Raw genomic sequence first — 15,615 nt, forward strand, 5'->3', positions numbered from 1 at the left:
CGGATCCGAGACGCCGGAGGCGATCCGGCGCCCTGCACTCGATGCGCGCGGGATCGGCATCAGGCAGCGGCGAGCGCAAGGACCTGCCGCACCTGACCGCTGCCGAACGCGACGTGCACCTGAACCTGACGGCCCCCGACTGGCGGCGCCACCTGCGGGTCGAACAGGAACGCATCCCGCTCACCGTGGCCCACGCTCTCGTCGGCTGACCTTCCGATCAAGGTGGAACTCTGCGCCGGGTCTGGTGGGTTCGAAGTTCCACGTTGTCCGTCGAATCGGCCCGGGAGGAGGGTGGTGATCACCCTTGCGGGGGATGGCCGGTGCCGGGAGGGGTGCTGTGATCGAGGTAGGAGTCGGCGCGGTGCCGGGCTCCGACCCGAGCGAAAGGCCTGCGATGCCGGAATCCGCGGGGACCACGACCAGGCTCGATCCCGGACCCGGCCGGGCCGCGGGCCGGCGCTGGGTGGCGGTGCTGGCGATGGCCCGGCCGCAGTTCTGGCTCGTCTCGCTGGTCGCCCTGCACCTGGGTTTCGTGCTGGCGACCCGGCGGTTGGTGCCGACCGGGGTGGAGGCGGTGACGCTGGCGTACGCCGGGCTGATCGCCGGTCCGCTGATCTGGCTGGCCGTGCTCGCGATCAACGACGCCCATGATCAGGAGACCGACCGGCGCAACCCGCGGAAGGCCGACGCGCCGCTGGTCACCGGCCTGCTCGACCGCCGCCACGCGATCGGCATCGGGATCGCGGCCGGCGCCGCCGCGGTGCTCGCCGCGCTCCCGCTCGGTGGGCTGTTCACCCTCGGCGTCGGGCTGACCGTCCTGCTCGGCTGGGCGTACAGCACTCCGCCGCTGCGGTTGAAGGCGCGGCCCGGCGCCGACGTCGCGGTCAACGCGTTCGCCGTCGCGGGCCTCGGCCCGCTGGGCGGCTGGGTCGCCCTGACCGGAACGCTCACCGGCTTCCCGTGGCCGATGGCGCTGATCGGTTCGCTCGCGGTCGCCGCGCTCTACCTGCCGACCACGCTGGTCGACCGGCCGGCCGACCAGGCCGCCGGGGCCCGGACCACCGCGGTGGCCCTCGGCGATCGGGCGACCTTCGAACTGGGCTTCGCGTTGTGGACCGCCAGTGCGGTCGTGGCGGCCGTGCTCGCGGGCACGGGAACGGTGCTCGACCGCTCGCTGCTGCCGCTGCATCTGATCATGGCCCCGATCCTGCTGGTGGCCTATCGCATGCTGTTGCGGCGCCGGCCCGGCTTCCGGGCGATCACGGTCGTGGCGGCGACCTACCTGGTCCCGTGCACAGCCTTCGTCCTGGCCTACTGCGGCGTGATCACCGACTGGGGTACCGGCTCGTGATCATGGTCAGCCGGGCGCCGTGCCGACGCCGATCAAGGTCGTGGCATCGACCTCGGTGATGCCGTCGCCGGCCAGGGTCTCCAGGTAGCGGGCTCGTACCGCGCGGACCTGATCTCCGGGGAGTCCCGCGATCGCCGACCGGTAGCCCGAGCCGGTGATGATCAACCAGGCCAGTTCCTCGGTCAGGTCGAGCCGCCGCTCGTCGGTGATCACCGATACGTACGTCAGGCCGAGGCCCTCGAGCCAGCCGGCGTACGGCTCGGCCGCGTTGACCTCGTTGATCAGGTGGGGCCTGCGTGCGGGCAGCGGGGCGCCGGTGACGGCGTTGACGGCGCGCGCCAGATGATCACCCGGAACCTCCATCGCACCGCGCCGCCAGACCGTGAACCCGATCCGGCCGCCGGGCCGGGCCATCCCGATCAACCGGCGGGTGCCGGCAGCCATGTCGGGGAAGAAGAAGATGCCGAGCGCGGCCTGCACCACGTCGTAGCCGGACCCGGACCAGCCGAGCACGTCGGCGACGTGGCCGTGCAGTTGCGGCAGAGTCGCGGCGGCCGCGCGGACGATGTCGATCATGGGCGGCGAGACGTCGACCGCATCGACGGAACCGTCCGGGCCGACGGCGTGCGCCGCGGGGATCGCCGACGCTCCCGTACCGCAGCAGGCGTCGAGCACCCGATCGCCGGGCCCTGGCTCGGTGGCGGCGACGGTGGCCCGGCCGATCGGACCCCAGAGGTGCAGCCCCAGGGCGTCGAAGTCGGCCGCGGCGGCGTCGAAGCCGCGGCGGTAACCGGTCGGAGAGTGGTCGGACATCGATCAGCTCCGGCGCGGGGTCGCGATCATGATCATGGTCAGGCGGCCGAGTTCGCGGCGCCGAGCCACGGGTCGAATCCGTCGTCGACACCGCGCCAGCGGTCCAGGTCACCGAGTTCCCGTTCGGTCATCAGGACCGCTGCGAACGCGTCGCGGATCCGTTCCCGCTCCGCGGCGTCGATCCCGGTGATCCTGAGCGCGGTGCCCGGCATCCGGTCGCGCCACGGTCCGTGGACGCCGACGCTGAGTTGGCCGCCGGAGCCGTCCCAGACGCAGGCGAGCCCGGGCCGGCTGGGCAGCCAGAAGTGGCCTCGGGCGCGGATGCTGCCGGTGCCGAGGTCCTCCAGTCGAGCCATCAGCCGATGCGGTTCGAACGGCCGGCCGGACTGCAGGACCATGGTCCAGACCCCGTCGGCGTCCGGGCGGGCCCGGCCGACGGGCCGGAGCGGATCGATCCTGCTCCGGGCCGGTTCGAGGTCGTGCCGGCGACCGATCAGGTCGGCGACGTCGATGCGATGCGGGCTGGCCAGGTACGCGGACGAGGCCAGCAGGTGGCGGAGCAGGCTGCGGCTCTGCCGGTCGGCGTTGCCGACGGCCAGCACCGCGTCCGCGTACTCCAGTTGGGCGCACACCGCCTCGCCGACCGAACGCCGGTCCCGCGGGCCGTGCGCCAGGCCTCGTTCGTCGAGCAGGTCGTCGCCGAGGACGTCCCGTACGGCAGCCTCGCCGTCGACGGCTGCCAGCACCGGAGCGAGTCCGATGCCGCTCAGCCGGCCGTCCCGGATCGCCGCGTCGATCGCGGCCGCGATCGGTTCGGGCGGCGTCGCCAGGGGGAGCGCCAGCACGACGGTGCGCCAGCGGTCGACCTCCTCCAGCCGGGCCAGGGTCGCCAGCACGTCGTGCCGCAGGGTGCAGCCGAGACACTCGTGATCAAGCTCGACGACCTCGGATTCGGCCGTCCCATAGGGATCCGCGACCACCCGGTGCAGCGCCGGAGCCGGCCGGGCCACCAGGTCGTAGCTGAGCTGGACGGCGTCCGGCAGGTCGAGCAGGACGGTCGCCGCCGCGGACTGCCGGGCAACCGGATCGACCGAGGCGATCACCGCGACCGAGAGGTACGGGCTGTCGTTCATGGTCGTTCGGCTCTCCTCGCTGTGGTTGGCTTCCCGTACTCTAATGAATATGATTGTCATATCCAAACTAGCAGGAGCAGGAGGTCGCCGATGGCTCGGCGCAACGAGGTGCGTCCGTTGATCAAACTCAGGTCGACGGCGGGTACGGGCTACACGTACGTCACGAAGAAGAACAAGCGCAACGACCCGGACCGGTTGGTGGTGCGCAAGTACGATCCGCGGATCCGCCGGCATGTCGAGTTCCGCGAGGACCGGTGAGCCGATGGCGAAGCGCAGCAAGATCATCAAGAACCAGCAGCGCGCCGTGGCGGTGGAGCGCTACCGCGACCGCCGGGCCGGCCTGAAGCAGGTGATCCGCAGTTCGGCCAGTACGGAGGCCGAGCGCGACCAGGCACGCCGCGAACTGGCCCGGCTGCCCCGCGACAGCAGCCCGGTCCGGCTGCGCAACCGCGACGCCGTCGACGGCCGGCCGCGGGGCTTCCTGCGGGCCGCCGGCATCAGCCGGATCCGGTTCCGGGCGATGGCCCACCGGGGTGAGCTGCCCGGCATCACCAAGTCGAGTTGGTGACCGGTCGCACCGTCGGGACCCCGCCCGGCGGTGCGGCTAAAGTGTGCTCGAGGGAAGGGCCGGATGGAGGGTTCCGAAGAAGTCGCGGGCACGCCGCCATCACCGGCGCTGGCTGAATTGTGCACCTCGGCGGTGCGGGATCTGTCCGTCGACGGAGTCGCAGTGATCTTGATCAGCAGGGGCGGTCATCGCGTGTTGTGGGGGTCGGCTGGGGTGATGGCGGATCGATTGGAGGAGGTCTCCGCGCTGTGCCATGAGGGCCCGGCCGTTGATGCCCTGGCCTCCGGACTGCCGGTTCTGGTCGGTGATCTCGCCGCTCCCGGCCGCGTCGCGACCTGGCCGCTCTTTGCTCGGGAGGCTTCGGCCCTGGGCATCGCCGCCGTCTTCGCCGTGCCGTTGCGGATCGGGGCGATCAGCCTCGGCGTCCTGGTCTCCCATCGCGGCACCGCCGGGGATCTCGGGACCTGGGAACTCAGCCGGATGATGACGGCGGCCGACGAGGCGACCGGGCAGGCCCTGGACACGACGTTCGACGCAGGCACCGGGACGCCGAACGTCATCGAGCACTTCGGCAGCGCCGAGATCCATCAGGCGTCCGGCATGATCATGGTCCAGCTCGGCATCCCGATCGAGGCGGCGCTGGCGTGGCTGCGCGCCCATGCCTTCGCCGAGAACCGTTCCGTCGTCGAAGTGGCTCGCGACGTGGTTTCCCGGGTGATCAGGTTTGAGCCATGACGCGATGGGATAAGAGGATGGGTGGGTAGATGAGCGCCATGGAATCTCGAGAGGTACGTCTCGGGCACCTCTTCGTCAGACTCGCCGACAGCCTGGTCAACGACTTCGATGTCGTCGAGCTTCTGGACGAACTGGTCGCTCGCTGCACCGACCTGCTCGACGCCGAGAGCGCGGGCCTGATGCTGGCCGACCACCAGGGTGTGCTGCGGGTGATGGCGGCCTCGTCGGAGGAGACCCGGCTGCTCGAGTTGCTCGAACTCCAGAACCATGAAGGTCCGTGCCTCGACTGCTATCGCACCGGCGAGATGGTCGTCGTCACCTCGGCGGCCGACCAGGCGGAGCGCTGGCCGTTGTTCGCGGCCGAGATGCGGCGGTTGCGGCTCGGCCCGATCTACGCGCTCCCGCTCCGGCTGCGGGGCCAGATCATCGGCGCCCTGAATCTGTTCCGCGTGACCGATCGACCGCTCCCGGGCGATCAGGTCGAGATCGCCCAGGCCCTCGCCGACGTCGCGACGATCTCCATCCTGCAGCACCGGGCCACCGAGGCGAACGAGCGCCTGGCCGCGCAGCTGCAGGTCGCGCTGAACAGCCGGATCGCCATCGAGCAGGCCAAGGGAGTCACGGCCCAGGCCCTCGGGGTCTCCATGGACCGGGCCTTCGCCGTGCTTCGTGATCACGCCCGCCGGTCCCGGCAGTCCTTGACGGAGCTGGCGACGCGGGTCGCCGCCGGCCAGCTCAGCCCGGACCTTCTCGGCGACGACAGCGGCCGCTAGCCGTGGTCGCCGTTGCGGCTCCGGTCGTCCCCGTCCTGGGGTGAGGGACCCGTCCGGCCGGGTGTCGGCGCGGTCTCGGGCTGGAGCTGGTCGGCCACGGCTTCGAACGTGGCGCGGCGCAGGTCCTTGATCACCTCGTCCAGCGTCTCCACCGCCGCATCGATGCGTTCCGAGACGCCGTCGGTGGCGAGATTGGATGCCGCCGACAACTCGAAGGCCACCCTGGTCAGCTGCCGGATGACTCTTTGGTGAAGGCCGGGTTGATCATTCACGTGATCGTGATCATGGCTCGTCATCGAACCGTACCTCCTGCGACGTCCGGCCGGCCGTCAGGTTTCACGGGCACACCACACCCCCAGAGTCGTTCGCGAGCCGGGGTCCGGGGCTTGGGATCAGTACTTTAACCCTCAGGAATCCCACCCGTACAGGGATGTCGTACCGCGATGGATCCCGGCGGTCGCTGGACAGGCACTGGACATCAGCTTCTACAACGTAATAGACAACGTTATAGGTCTGGAGCTCACAGGGGAGGTTCCGGTGGTCGTTCACGGGGCGAGGGCGTACCGCGTCGGCATGATCTCGGTGCTGGCCGGGTTGAGTTTGATCTTGGCGATGCTGCAGCCTCGGGCCGCTGCCGAATCGCCGCCGTCCTTCACCAATCCGGTCGGTGGCGAGACGATTCCCAACATCGCCGACCCGACCATGATCAGGGGCCGGGACGGCTACTGGTACGCGTACGCGACGGGAGATCCGCTGTTCCCCGGTGATCACTACCGCAAACTGATGATCGCCCGGTCGGCCGATCTGGTCCGGTGGGAGTACGTGAGCGACGTGTTCACCGAGCAGACCGAGCCTCGCTACGACGGGTTCGGCGACGAGGCCGACCGGCTGTACTGGGCGCCGGACATCGAGTACGTCGACGGGCGCTACCTGCTCTACTACTCGTACGTGGTGAATGCCGGGACGGACCGGCACTGGCGGGCCATCGGGGTCGCCACCGCCGCGGCGCCACAGGGTCCGTGGACCGACTCCGGTGCCTACGTCACCGGCCCGGAGACCTGGCAGCCGGTGCCCGGCACCGAGGCCTGGCGGAACGTGATCGACCCGGAGGTGGTCGCGACGCCCGACGGCACCCGGTATCTCTACTACGGCTCCGTCGACGGCGGGGTCCGGGTGGTGCCGCTGTCCGCGGACGGGCTGACCGCCGTCGGCGATCCGGTCCAGGTCACGCTGGAGAACCGCTACGAGGCCGCGCACCTGGTGCACCGGGACGGCTACTACTACCTGTTCCTGTCCGCGATCGGCGGTTGCTGCGCCGGACCGGCCTCCGGTTACCCGGTGCAGGTCGGACGGGCTCGTACCCCGCTCGGGCCGTTCCTCGATCGCGACGGCCGTTCCGTGCTCGGCCGGCACGCGGGCGGGACGCCGGTCCAGGTGCCGACCGGCAACCGGTGGGTCAGCGTCGGTCACAACACCATGGCCACCGACCTGGCCGGCCAGCCGTGGCTGGTCACGCATGCCATCGACCGCAACAATCCTTATCTGCAAGGGACGCTGAATCGCAGGCAGTTGGTGATCAGCCGGCTTGACTGGGTCGACGGCTGGCCGACGACGAACGGCGGCCGGGGACTGCTGGACGGGCCGCAGCCGGCACCGAGCATGATCGCCGGCACGGCCGACGCGTTCGAGGGCGAGGGCTTGTCGCCACGGGTCTGGCAGCCGCTGCCCGGCTGGACGGTCGAACGGGAGCCGGCCGGCGGCTTCCTCAGCAGCCCACCCGGACGCCGGACGATGGTCGCGTCGAGGCTGGCCCGCGGCGACGTCCGGCTGCGCGGCGCGGTCCGGCACGGCGCCGACGGGCGCGGCGCGGCCGGCCTGAGCTTCACCCGGGGTCAGGTGGCGGTCGAGGCCGTGATCGATCGCGACTCGGCGTCGTTCGTGATCATGGTGCGCCGGCAGGGTGCCGTGGTCGATCGTCGAACGCGGCCGCTGCCGGCCGGCTTCCGGTACGACGACTGGCACGAACTCGACGTCCGGATCCGGGGCAGCCGGCTGGAGGCGACGGTCACCGACCACGGCCTCGACGATCCGCTGGCGACCGCTGGGGTGACGCTGCCACCGTCCTCGGGCGGCGGGCGGTTCGGCCTGATCAGCAACGAGGCAGCGGCCGACTTCGACGACGTCACCGTGGCGCCGCTGTTCACCCCGGTCACCACGAAGGTCCCGGACCCGGTCGTCGGTGCGCCGCTGCCGGGCGCGGGCGACGAATTCGATCATGGTCTGGGCGGCGGCTGGCAGCCGTTGCGTGATCCCGCCGCGCAGGTCGGCGAGGGTCGGCTGACCCTGCCGGTGCAGGAGTCCGTCGAGTTGATCGATCAGCGACCGGTGGCCGACGACGGTGCGGCGCTGCTGCTGCGGCAGCCGCCCGAGGGTGACTGGACCGTGGAGACCAAGGTCACCGTGCCCTACGGGGAGGGCTATCCGGCCGCCTGGCCGCAGGCCGGTTTGATCGCGTACGCCGGCGATGATCATTTCGTGAACCTCACCTATGCAGCGGCGCGACGGACCCGGCACGTGACGTTCGGCAAGGAACTGCCGTGGGCCGGCCGCGTGGTGTACGGGGACGCGCGACTCGGCCCGACCGCCGGCGACACGGTCTGGCTGCGGCTGAAGCACGAGGTCGACCCGGCGACCGGCGAGCACCGCTACCGGGCGGCGGTCAGCGCCGACGGTGATCACTGGGTCTGGCACGGTGTGCGGACGCTGCCCGCCGGAGCGCAGCCGCGGCTCGGCCTGTCCGCGTTCGGCGCCGGTCCGGGGGCGGGACTGACCGCAAGCTTCGAGTACGTACGCTTCCTGGCATCATGAGCGCAACGATCAAGGACGTGGCCCGGCTGGCCGGGGTGTCGATCAAGACCGTCTCCAACGTGCTCAACGACTATCCGCACCTGACCGTCGAGACCCGGGGCAAGGTCGAGCGGGCGCTGGCCGAGCTCGACTACCGGCCCAACCTCGCCGCCCGCAACCTGCGCCGCGGCCGGACCGGTGTCATCGCACTGGCCCTGCCGACCTTCGGCAGCCCGTACTTCGCCGAACTCGCCGACCTGATCGCCCGCGAGGCCGGGCAGCACGAGCTCACCGTGCTGATCGAGGCGACCGACGGCGACCTCGAGCGCGAGCGGAACGTCGCCGAGGGCTTCCACAGCAGGTTCCTGGACGGCGTCATCCTGCAACCGTGGTCGGTCTCCGACGCCTTCCTGCGGCGGCGGTCCGATCAGACGCCGCTGGTGCTGCTCGGCGAGGGCAAGGTCCGGACCGCGGACAGCGTCGCGGTCGACAGCCGGGCCGTCGCAACCGCGGCCGTTGATCATCTTCTCGGCCTGGGCCGGCGCCGGATCGGTGTCGTCGGCTCACCGCAGCAGGGTGTGGGCCGGCAACGGCTGGAGCCGACCCGGCGCTACGCCGGCTACCGGGCCGCGCTGGAGGCCGCCGGGCTCGCGTACGACGAGACCTTGATCAGCACCGTCGACGGTGATCACACCCCGGAGCGGACCGCGGACGCCGTCGCCGCCCTGCTAGCGCGGGAGCCCGACCTCGACGCGATCTTCTGCTTCAACGACCGCCTCGGCGTGGCGACGATCCGGGCGCTGACCACCCGTGGCGTCCGGATCCCCGACGACGTCGCGGTGATCGGGATCGACGACATCGAAGCCGCCCGCACCGTGACCCCCACCCTCTCCACGATCGCCCCCGACAAGGCGGAGATCGCCCGCGCGGCGGTCCGGATGCTGACCGAGCGGATCGGCGGCGCCACCGAACCGGCCCGCCACCTGACCGTGGACTTCACCGTCATCGGACGGGAGAGCACCGGCCGACCGGCCTGATCAGCCGCCGGCCCGGCGCATCCAGTCACCGAGCCGGCGCCGTCCGTGATCGGGATCGGCGAGTGCCTGCTCGGTGACCAGGGTCCGGCGGTGCTCCGGCTGGTCCTGGCTCAGCTTGTACGTGCTCGCGGCGGACTCGACGGTCAGCTGGAAGGCGACGATGCCGCCGACGATCCGGTCGAAGTAGTCCCGGGACGGTTCGCGGTCCCAGCCGGGATCGCGGTCCCGTTCGGTGGCGTCGATGGTCAGGTCGATCACTCGGAGCAGCTCGTCGTGATCATGGAACAGGGTGACCGGCCCGGTCAGGTGCACCGCCGTGTAGTTCCAGGTCGGTGCGGCCGGCTGGTCCGGATACTGGGTCGGCGAGACGTACCCGTGCGGGCCGTTGAAGATCAGCAACAGCCGGTCGCCGTCGGTGATCGTCCGCCACTGGTGGTTCTCCCTGGCCTGGTGGCCGATGATCCGGCAGCCCTCGAGGCCGGATTCGGCGCGATCCCGGTCCTCCGGGTGGATCAGCATCGGCACATGGGTCGCCAGCGGAGTCCCGGCGTCGCTGTTGATCATGATCCCGAACGGGTGCTCCGTGATCAGCCGGGCGTCCCACCCGGGTTCGGGTGCCGCGAAGTGATCAGGAGTCCACACGGTGCCGTCCTTCGTCGATCCGAGGTGCGCAGGATAGCCGAGTTGTTTGTAAATGAACGTTCGGTTATTCTCGTGGCATGAGTGATGCAGAACGACCGTTGAGCGGCCGGGTGGCCCTCGTCACCGGAGCGACCCGCGGCTGCGGCCGCGCCATCGCCATCGAACTCGGTGCTCTCGGCGCCACTGTGTACGGCACCGGCCGTTCGAGCCGGGCCGGGCGGTCGCCGATCGACCGGCCCGAGACGATCGAGGACACGGCCGAGTTGGTCACGGCCGCGGGCGGCGAGGGGGTCGCCGTGCGCTGTGATCATTCCGACCGGGAACAGGTTGCGGCGCTGATCGACCGGATCCGTCGTGATCATGGCCGGCTGGACGTCGTGATCAACGACGTCTGGGGCGGCGATCCCTTCCTGGACTGGGAGAAGCCGCTCTGGGAGCACTCGTTGGACGCCACGATCTCGGTGCTGCGCAACGGCATCGAGACCCATCTGATCACCAACCACTACGCGATCCCGCTGGTGCTCGAGGGCAGCGGGGGACTGGTGATCGAGGTCGGTGACGGCAAGGCCGAGGTCCCGTACCGTGGCAGCGTCCCGTACGACCTGGTCAAGGCCTCCGTCGTCCGGCTCGGCGCGGCGCTGGCCCACGAGTTGCGGCCGCACGGCGTGACCGCGCTGACCGTGACGCCCGGCTGGCTGCGTTCCGAGGCGATGCTCGATCACTACAGCATCACCGAGGAGACCTGGCAGGAGAAGGCGGCGACGCTGCCGTACTTCGATCATTCCGAGACGCCCCACCTGCTGGCCCGCGGGATCGCCGCGCTGGCGGCCGACCAGGACCGGGCCCGCTTCGCCGGTCAGTGCCTCGGCTCCTGGGACCTGATGCACGAGTACGACCTCGTCGACGCCGACGGCACCCGGCCGGACTGGGGCTCGGTCGACACGGCCGCCCGGCAGGTCGTCCTGGACACCGGACTGCCGGCCTGATGCCCCGGCCGCGGACGGTCAGCGACGAGGACCTGCTGGACGCGGTGCTGGCACTGGCCCACCGGATCGGTCCGAACCGGGTCACCTTCGCCGCCGTCGCCGCCGAGGTCGGGCTGTCGGCGGCGACGTTGGTCCAGCGCTTCGGCTCCAAGCGGGGCATGCTGCTCGCCGCGGACCGCCGCGGCGTCGACCTCTGGGTCGGGTCGCTGGACCGGTCCGAGTCGGACTCGCCGCTGGAACGGATCGAGGAGGGACTGGTCGGCGCCGTCGCCGGAATCGAGTCACCGGAGGAGATGGCCAACTCGGTGGCCCTGCTCCAGCTCGACCTGTCCGACGCCGACTTCCACGCCGAGACCCTGCGCGGCGCCCGGGCGGTCCGGGCGGGCATCGAACGCGAACTGGCCGCCGCGATCCACGCCGGCGAGCTGCGCTCCGACACCGACTCCGCGGCACTCGCGATCTTGATCGAGACCGTCTATCACGGCTCCCTGATCGGCTGGGCGATCCACCGCGAAGGAACTCCGGCGGACTGGCTGCGCGGCCAGGTCCGAGCTGTCCTCGACCCGTACCGGAGTTAGGCGGAGTTCCGCCGCGGCCGTGTCAGGCAAGCTCTTCAACTCGGCCGGTGCGACGTCGTACCGGCCGACAGGGGCTCAGTTCAAGAGAAATCACTACGGCTTCACCGCACTCCGTTCAGCCGATCAGGAGACCGAGGACGAGCATGATCACCGCAAGCAGGGGGAGGGCTCCTTGCTTGATCGCGGCGGAGCGGTGCTGGGCGGAGGACAGCAGGAGGACCAGGGCGGCGGCGAGCATCGAGCCGGTCCCGGCCAGGGCGAGGGCGGCGCCGACCGCGGTGGAGCCGAGGGCGGCGATGACGGTGCCGAGGATCGCCAGTACGGCGAGGAACAGGTTGTAGAAGCCCTGGTTGAACGCCAGTGACTTGGTCGTCTCGGCCTCCTCGGGTGTGGTGCCGAACACCGCCCGGGCCCGCGGGCTCAGCCACGCGAGCGACTCGAGATAGAAGATGAACACGTGCAGCGCGGCCGCGAGGACGGCGAGCACGAATCCGATGATGATCATTCCGGCATCATGGCGCACCCGGCGCAGGAACGGTGATCAGAAGCGCCAGCGGGTCATCGTGTCGAGTTTGCCGCCGTTCCAGGCGATCACGGTGACGGGCTCCAGGCACCAGTACGGCGAGCCCTGCGCGACCTGGTACTTGGCCTGGAAACGTGCGTCCAGTTCCGCCCATTCGGCCTCGGTGAGGTCGTCGTCCTCGACGATCCTGGCCCGCCCCTCGACGGTGACCACCCGGGTCGGATGGGGAGGATGGGCGAGGCAGCGCGGATCCCGGACCAGGTTGCGGGCCCAGGCCGCCTCCGGCCGCCCCTCGAAGTGCAGCCGGTTGTCCTGCCAGAGTCCCCAGACCGGCACGCTGTGCGGCCGTCCGTCCGGAAAGGTCGTGGTCAACCAGTAGTGCTCGGCCGTGCTCAGCTCGGTGTCGACGAAGGACCAGTCGAGCAGCGAGGACGTGTCCTCGGGCATCCCGTACCCGGGGACCTTCCGGGCCGGCGTCGCCGGCGGCACCGTGATCATGGTGAACATGTCGGCAGGATAGAAGCGGCGGCTGACACTCGGCCCGAAGATCGCCTTCAGGTGGACCGGGACGGTGGGCGGCGAGATCGTCAGCAGGGCAGCGATCTCGGCGGTGCTGTGTCCCTGCTGGACGAGCTCGGTGACCTCGCGCTCCCCGTTCCGTGAACCCGGGCACGGCGACGTTCGGGATCGTGGTCCTCGCCGTGATCGCGGTGATCATCACCGTCGCCGTTGCTGAGACGGACCGTGGTGGTCCGGCCGCCGCGCGCCTACGATGATCCGGGACGGCTGACCTCGAGAGGATCGAGCCATGACCGACCGCCCCGACTCCCTTCTTCCGTTCACCCGGCGCGCCGTGCTCCGCGGCGGCGTGGCCACCGCGGCCGCGGTTTCCCTTCCAGGCTTGGGATCGCTGACGGCGTGCACCACGCAGAGCCGGACCCCGACCGGGGCCGAGCAGAACGCCGCGAACAGCAGGGTCCGGTTGCCGGCCTTCGTCCCGTACCAGGGCGCCGAGCCCGATCTCGCCGCCACCGCGGACGGCGGTCTGGCCGGCTACCTCACGTATCCCGCGCATCCGAAGCGTGAGCTGGCCGAGCCTCCGGCCGACGGGGGCAGCCTCGAGCAGCTCGTCCCGATCACCTCGGGCCTGCCGCCGGCGCTGGACCGGAACCGTTACTGGCAGGAACTGAACGCTCGGCTCGGGCTGGACCTGAAGCTGCAGATGGTCCCCGACGGTGACGGGTACGTGAGCAAGCTGACCACCATGCTGGCCGGTGGTGATCTTCCGGACGCGCTGTGCATCTCCGCCCCGGCGACCCGACCCAATATGTCCCAGATCGCCAGCCACGTGCTGCAGAACCTCGACGAGTACGTGGCCGGCGATGCGATCAAGGACTACCCGTTCCTGGCCAACCTGCCCACCCCGTCCTGGGCGTCGACGGTGTTCAACGGCTCGATCTACGGAGTGCCGGTGCCGCGCGGCGTGTTCGGCTCGATCACCTTCCAGCGCAAGGATTTCCTGGCCGAGAAGTCGCTCAACCCGGCGCCCGAGACGTTCGAGGAGTTCCGCCAGATCTGCAAGGAAGCGACCGACCCGCGGGGCAACCGGTGGGCGATCGACCGGCCGGCGGCGGCCCTCCAGCTGGTGATCAACATGCTCGGCAAGCCGAACCGCTGGACCGAGCAGGACGGTCGCTTCACCAGCCAGTACGAGACCGAGGAGATCCGCCGCGCGCTGTCGGCCGTGCGGGCCCTGGTCACCGACGGTTCCTGCCATCCGGACGGCGTCGCGGCGAGTGCGATCCAGGGCAAGCAGTGGTTCCGGACCGGCAACGTCGTCTACTTCACCGGCGGTTACAAGGGCTGGCTGCTGGACATCTTCTCCGACTGGCCGGACCAGGCGGAGCGGGTGGACGGATTCGTCGAGCCCGGATTCGAGGGCGGCCAGGGGAGCCATCCGCAGGGCGCGCCGCTGTTCTCGATGACCTCGCTGAAGCGCAGCGACGAAGCCAGGATCCGGCAGCTCCTGCAGGTCTGCAACTGGATGGCCGCGCCGTTCGGCACGGAGGAGTACCTGTTCCGCAAGTTCGGTGTGGTGGACGTCGACTACACCCTCGACGGCACCGATCCGGTGGCGACCGAGCAGGGTGCGCAGGAACTCCTGCTGCCCTCCTACTACGTCGCCGATGCGCCGGATGTCGTCTATGCCGCCGGCCAGCAGGACAACATCCGGGTGATCCACGCCTATCTGGCCAAGGAGGCGCCGTTGATCATCGACGACCCGACCACCGGCCTCTACTCGGCGACGAACTCCACCAAGGGCGTGACCCTGGGCAAGCTGGTCACGGACTTCCAGAGCGAGTTCTTCCAGGGCCGCAAGACGCTGGACGAGTGGGACGACCTGATCAAGAAGTGGAAGGCCGACGGCGGCGACCAGATCGCCCAGGAGTACGCGGAGGCGTACACGGAGATCAACGGCTGACCCCTGCGTGATCGACGAGATCAGCCGCCCGCAGCACGGCCAGTGCGTCGAGGGTGACCCAGGGATTGCTCCGGCGCGCGCTGGTGCCGCCCCAGTCGGCGAAGTCGTGGCCGAGGGCGATCTCGGGTGACGTCCGGTAGTAGCGGCGCTCGGCGGGCCAGCCGCCGTCCGGCAATCGCTTGCGGAGCAGCAGATCGAGGGCGTCGGCGCACCGCGGATCCGCCAGCATCCCGAGCTCGGCCAGCCCGCGCAGGCCGCCGAGCACGTCGTAGTGCCAGTAGAGCGGATAGTGCAGCCGGGTGAACTCGGCGTTGATCAACGAGCCGTCGCTGCGCCGGTAGAGCAGCCGCCGCTCGAGGAACACCTCGGCGGCGCGCCGTGCCGCCCGTCGCGCCTCATGATCATCGCGCTGGTCGGCCCAGACGGCGAGTCCCCGCAACGGAAGCAGCGTCTCGGCGAAGGCGGAGGTGTCCGCAGCGGGGTTCTTGTCGCAGTTCCAGCCGCCGTCCGGCCACTGCCAGTGCAGCAGCCGCTCGACCAGCGCACCGGTCCGGTCGTCGGCCAGGCCGAGCCGGCACAGGCTGCGCAGCGCGTTGCCCTGCTGCGAACCGCACCGGCGGTGTCGGCCCGCCATCACCGGAACGCCGCGCCGGCTGTAGGCGGCAGCCTTCGCCGCCGCCTCGAACTCGACGTAGAAGTCGTCGCTCAGCCAGGCGTCCTGCACCTGGTCGGCCAGCGGGCGCAGGTCATCGTCACCGGGCGGGTAGCCGAGGTCGGCCAGCGCGGCGAGCACCCAGTGCGCGCCCTGCCACTTGGCATAGATGCCCTTGTCGATCAGGGATCTGCCGTCCGGTCCCCGGTGACTCAGGAGGGTTCGGACCCGCTCCGAGCGGCGGATCCGGTCCCGCAACCGGCGCAGGGACGGGTCGTCGGCCGGCTCGCCGAGCACCTCGGTGCGCACCCGCCACTGCACGGAGGGCTCCTCCGACCGCAGCAACTCGTCGACGATGCCGCTCGCCATGATCACACGGTACGACGATCCGACCCGGCCCGGCCACGGCCACTGACAACCGGTGGCAAACGTTTGCGGCAACTCGGCCGGTTCGCGCATAGTGAACTGGCACGCATGATCAGCGAGTCGCCGGCG

The 15,615-nt window shown here is 70.6% G+C and carries 18 protein-coding genes and 1 pseudogene; 11 read left to right on the forward strand and 8 right to left on the reverse strand.

Features of this window, described 5'->3' with window-relative positions; genetic code table 11:
* Positions 1 to 41 precede the first annotated feature (41 nt).
* Positions 42 to 209, forward strand: a complete 168-nt coding sequence (locus AC6CCG_RS05335; RefSeq protein WP_496653431.1) for a hypothetical protein — start codon at positions 42 to 44, stop codon at positions 207 to 209.
* 185 nt (positions 210 to 394) lie between these two features.
* Positions 395 to 1,351: a UbiA prenyltransferase family protein gene (locus AC6CCG_RS05340; RefSeq protein ID WP_496653432.1), complete on the forward strand. Its 957-nt coding sequence runs from the start codon at positions 395 to 397 to the stop codon at positions 1,349 to 1,351.
* A 6-nt stretch (positions 1,352 to 1,357) separates the two neighbouring features.
* Here AC6CCG_RS05340 and AC6CCG_RS05345 read toward each other — a convergent pair whose 3' ends face one another.
* Positions 1,358 to 2,164 carry a class I SAM-dependent methyltransferase gene (locus AC6CCG_RS05345; protein WP_496653433.1) on the reverse strand — a complete coding sequence of 269 codons (807 nt, stop codon included), beginning with the start codon at positions 2,162 to 2,164 and terminating at the stop codon, positions 1,358 to 1,360.
* 38 nt (positions 2,165 to 2,202) lie between these two features.
* Entirely contained in the window at positions 2,203 to 3,297 is a 1,095-nt protein-coding gene (locus AC6CCG_RS05350) for a GTP-binding protein (RefSeq protein WP_496653434.1), read from the reverse strand.
* 90 nt (positions 3,298 to 3,387) lie between these two features.
* On the opposite strand from AC6CCG_RS05350, the gene rpmG reads away from it, so the two are divergent.
* The 4 genes from rpmG (at position 3,388) to AC6CCG_RS05370 (ending at position 5,373) form a co-directional block, all read left to right on the forward strand.
* Entirely contained in the window at positions 3,388 to 3,555 is a 168-nt protein-coding gene (gene rpmG / locus AC6CCG_RS05355; protein ID WP_496653435.1) for a 50S ribosomal protein L33, read from the forward strand.
* A 4-nt stretch (positions 3,556 to 3,559) separates the two neighbouring features.
* Positions 3,560 to 3,865: a 30S ribosomal protein S14 gene (gene rpsN, locus AC6CCG_RS05360; protein WP_496653436.1), complete on the forward strand. Its 306-nt coding sequence runs from the start codon at positions 3,560 to 3,562 to the stop codon at positions 3,863 to 3,865.
* Between the two features lie 63 nt (positions 3,866 to 3,928).
* Complete coding sequence (locus AC6CCG_RS05365; RefSeq protein ID WP_496653437.1) at positions 3,929 to 4,600, forward strand: GAF and ANTAR domain-containing protein; 672 nt, start codon at positions 3,929 to 3,931, stop codon at positions 4,598 to 4,600.
* Positions 4,601 to 4,638: 38 nt separating this feature from the next.
* Positions 4,639 to 5,373: a GAF and ANTAR domain-containing protein gene (locus tag AC6CCG_RS05370; protein ID WP_496653438.1), complete on the forward strand. Its 735-nt coding sequence runs from the start codon at positions 4,639 to 4,641 to the stop codon at positions 5,371 to 5,373.
* Here the strand turns inward: AC6CCG_RS05370 and AC6CCG_RS05375 are convergent.
* Positions 5,370 to 5,669, reverse strand: a complete 300-nt coding sequence (locus AC6CCG_RS05375; RefSeq protein ID WP_496653439.1) for a hypothetical protein — start codon at positions 5,667 to 5,669, stop codon at positions 5,370 to 5,372. The two genes, AC6CCG_RS05370 and AC6CCG_RS05375, sit on opposite strands and share 4 nt — an antisense overlap.
* 241 nt (positions 5,670 to 5,910) lie before the next feature.
* Here AC6CCG_RS05375 and AC6CCG_RS05380 point away from each other — a divergent pair, with 241 nt between their 5' ends.
* Together AC6CCG_RS05380 and AC6CCG_RS05385 are read left to right on the forward strand one after the other, a co-directional pair.
* A complete protein-coding gene (locus tag AC6CCG_RS05380; protein ID WP_496653440.1) occupies positions 5,911 to 8,241 on the forward strand; it encodes a glycoside hydrolase family 43 protein in 2,331 nt (776 codons plus the stop codon).
* Entirely contained in the window at positions 8,238 to 9,257 is a 1,020-nt protein-coding gene (locus tag AC6CCG_RS05385; protein WP_496653441.1) for a LacI family DNA-binding transcriptional regulator, read from the forward strand. The genes AC6CCG_RS05380 and AC6CCG_RS05385 overlap by 4 nt, the downstream gene beginning before the upstream one ends.
* Here the strand turns inward: AC6CCG_RS05385 and AC6CCG_RS05390 are convergent, their stop codons facing one another.
* Positions 9,258 to 9,899 carry an FMN-binding negative transcriptional regulator gene (locus AC6CCG_RS05390; protein ID WP_496653442.1) on the reverse strand — a complete coding sequence of 214 codons (642 nt, stop codon included), beginning with the start codon at positions 9,897 to 9,899 and terminating at the stop codon, positions 9,258 to 9,260.
* A 77-nt stretch (positions 9,900 to 9,976) separates the two neighbouring features.
* Here AC6CCG_RS05390 and AC6CCG_RS05395 point away from each other — a divergent pair, with 77 nt between their 5' ends.
* Together AC6CCG_RS05395 and AC6CCG_RS05400 are read left to right on the forward strand one after the other, a co-directional pair.
* Positions 9,977 to 10,885 carry an SDR family oxidoreductase gene (locus tag AC6CCG_RS05395; protein ID WP_496653443.1) on the forward strand — a complete coding sequence of 303 codons (909 nt, stop codon included), beginning with the start codon at positions 9,977 to 9,979 and terminating at the stop codon, positions 10,883 to 10,885.
* The gene (locus AC6CCG_RS05400) at positions 10,885 to 11,463 is read left to right on the forward strand and encodes a TetR/AcrR family transcriptional regulator (protein ID WP_496653444.1); all 579 of its coding nucleotides are present in this window, start codon (positions 10,885 to 10,887) and stop codon (positions 11,461 to 11,463) included. Before AC6CCG_RS05395 ends, AC6CCG_RS05400 begins: the two co-directional genes overlap by 1 nt.
* A 115-nt stretch (positions 11,464 to 11,578) precedes the next feature.
* Here the strand turns inward: AC6CCG_RS05400 and AC6CCG_RS05405 are convergent, their stop codons facing one another.
* From AC6CCG_RS05405 to AC6CCG_RS05415, 3 genes and pseudogenes are all read right to left on the reverse strand, one after another.
* Positions 11,579 to 11,968: a DUF1304 domain-containing protein gene (locus AC6CCG_RS05405; protein ID WP_496653445.1), complete on the reverse strand. Its 390-nt coding sequence runs from the start codon at positions 11,966 to 11,968 to the stop codon at positions 11,579 to 11,581.
* Between the two features lie 36 nt (positions 11,969 to 12,004).
* Positions 12,005 to 12,493, reverse strand: a complete 489-nt coding sequence (locus tag AC6CCG_RS05410) for a pyridoxamine 5'-phosphate oxidase family protein (protein ID WP_496653446.1) — start codon at positions 12,491 to 12,493, stop codon at positions 12,005 to 12,007.
* 48 nt (positions 12,494 to 12,541) lie between these two features.
* Positions 12,542 to 12,625: pseudogene (locus tag AC6CCG_RS05415) on the reverse strand (LuxR C-terminal-related transcriptional regulator); the annotation flags it as partial.
* Positions 12,626 to 12,794: 169 nt separating this feature from the next.
* Between AC6CCG_RS05415 and AC6CCG_RS05420 the strand changes: the two are divergent.
* A complete protein-coding gene (locus AC6CCG_RS05420) occupies positions 12,795 to 14,468 on the forward strand; it encodes an extracellular solute-binding protein (protein WP_496653447.1) in 1,674 nt (557 codons plus the stop codon).
* Here AC6CCG_RS05420 and AC6CCG_RS05425 read toward each other — a convergent pair.
* The gene (locus tag AC6CCG_RS05425) at positions 14,458 to 15,489 is read right to left on the reverse strand and encodes a hypothetical protein (RefSeq protein ID WP_496653448.1); all 1,032 of its coding nucleotides are present in this window, start codon (positions 15,487 to 15,489) and stop codon (positions 14,458 to 14,460) included. The genes AC6CCG_RS05420 and AC6CCG_RS05425 overlap by 11 nt on opposite strands.
* Positions 15,490 to 15,615 lie beyond the last annotated feature (126 nt).

The sequence above is a fragment of the Microlunatus sp. YIM B11417 genome (genome assembly GCF_059617205.1).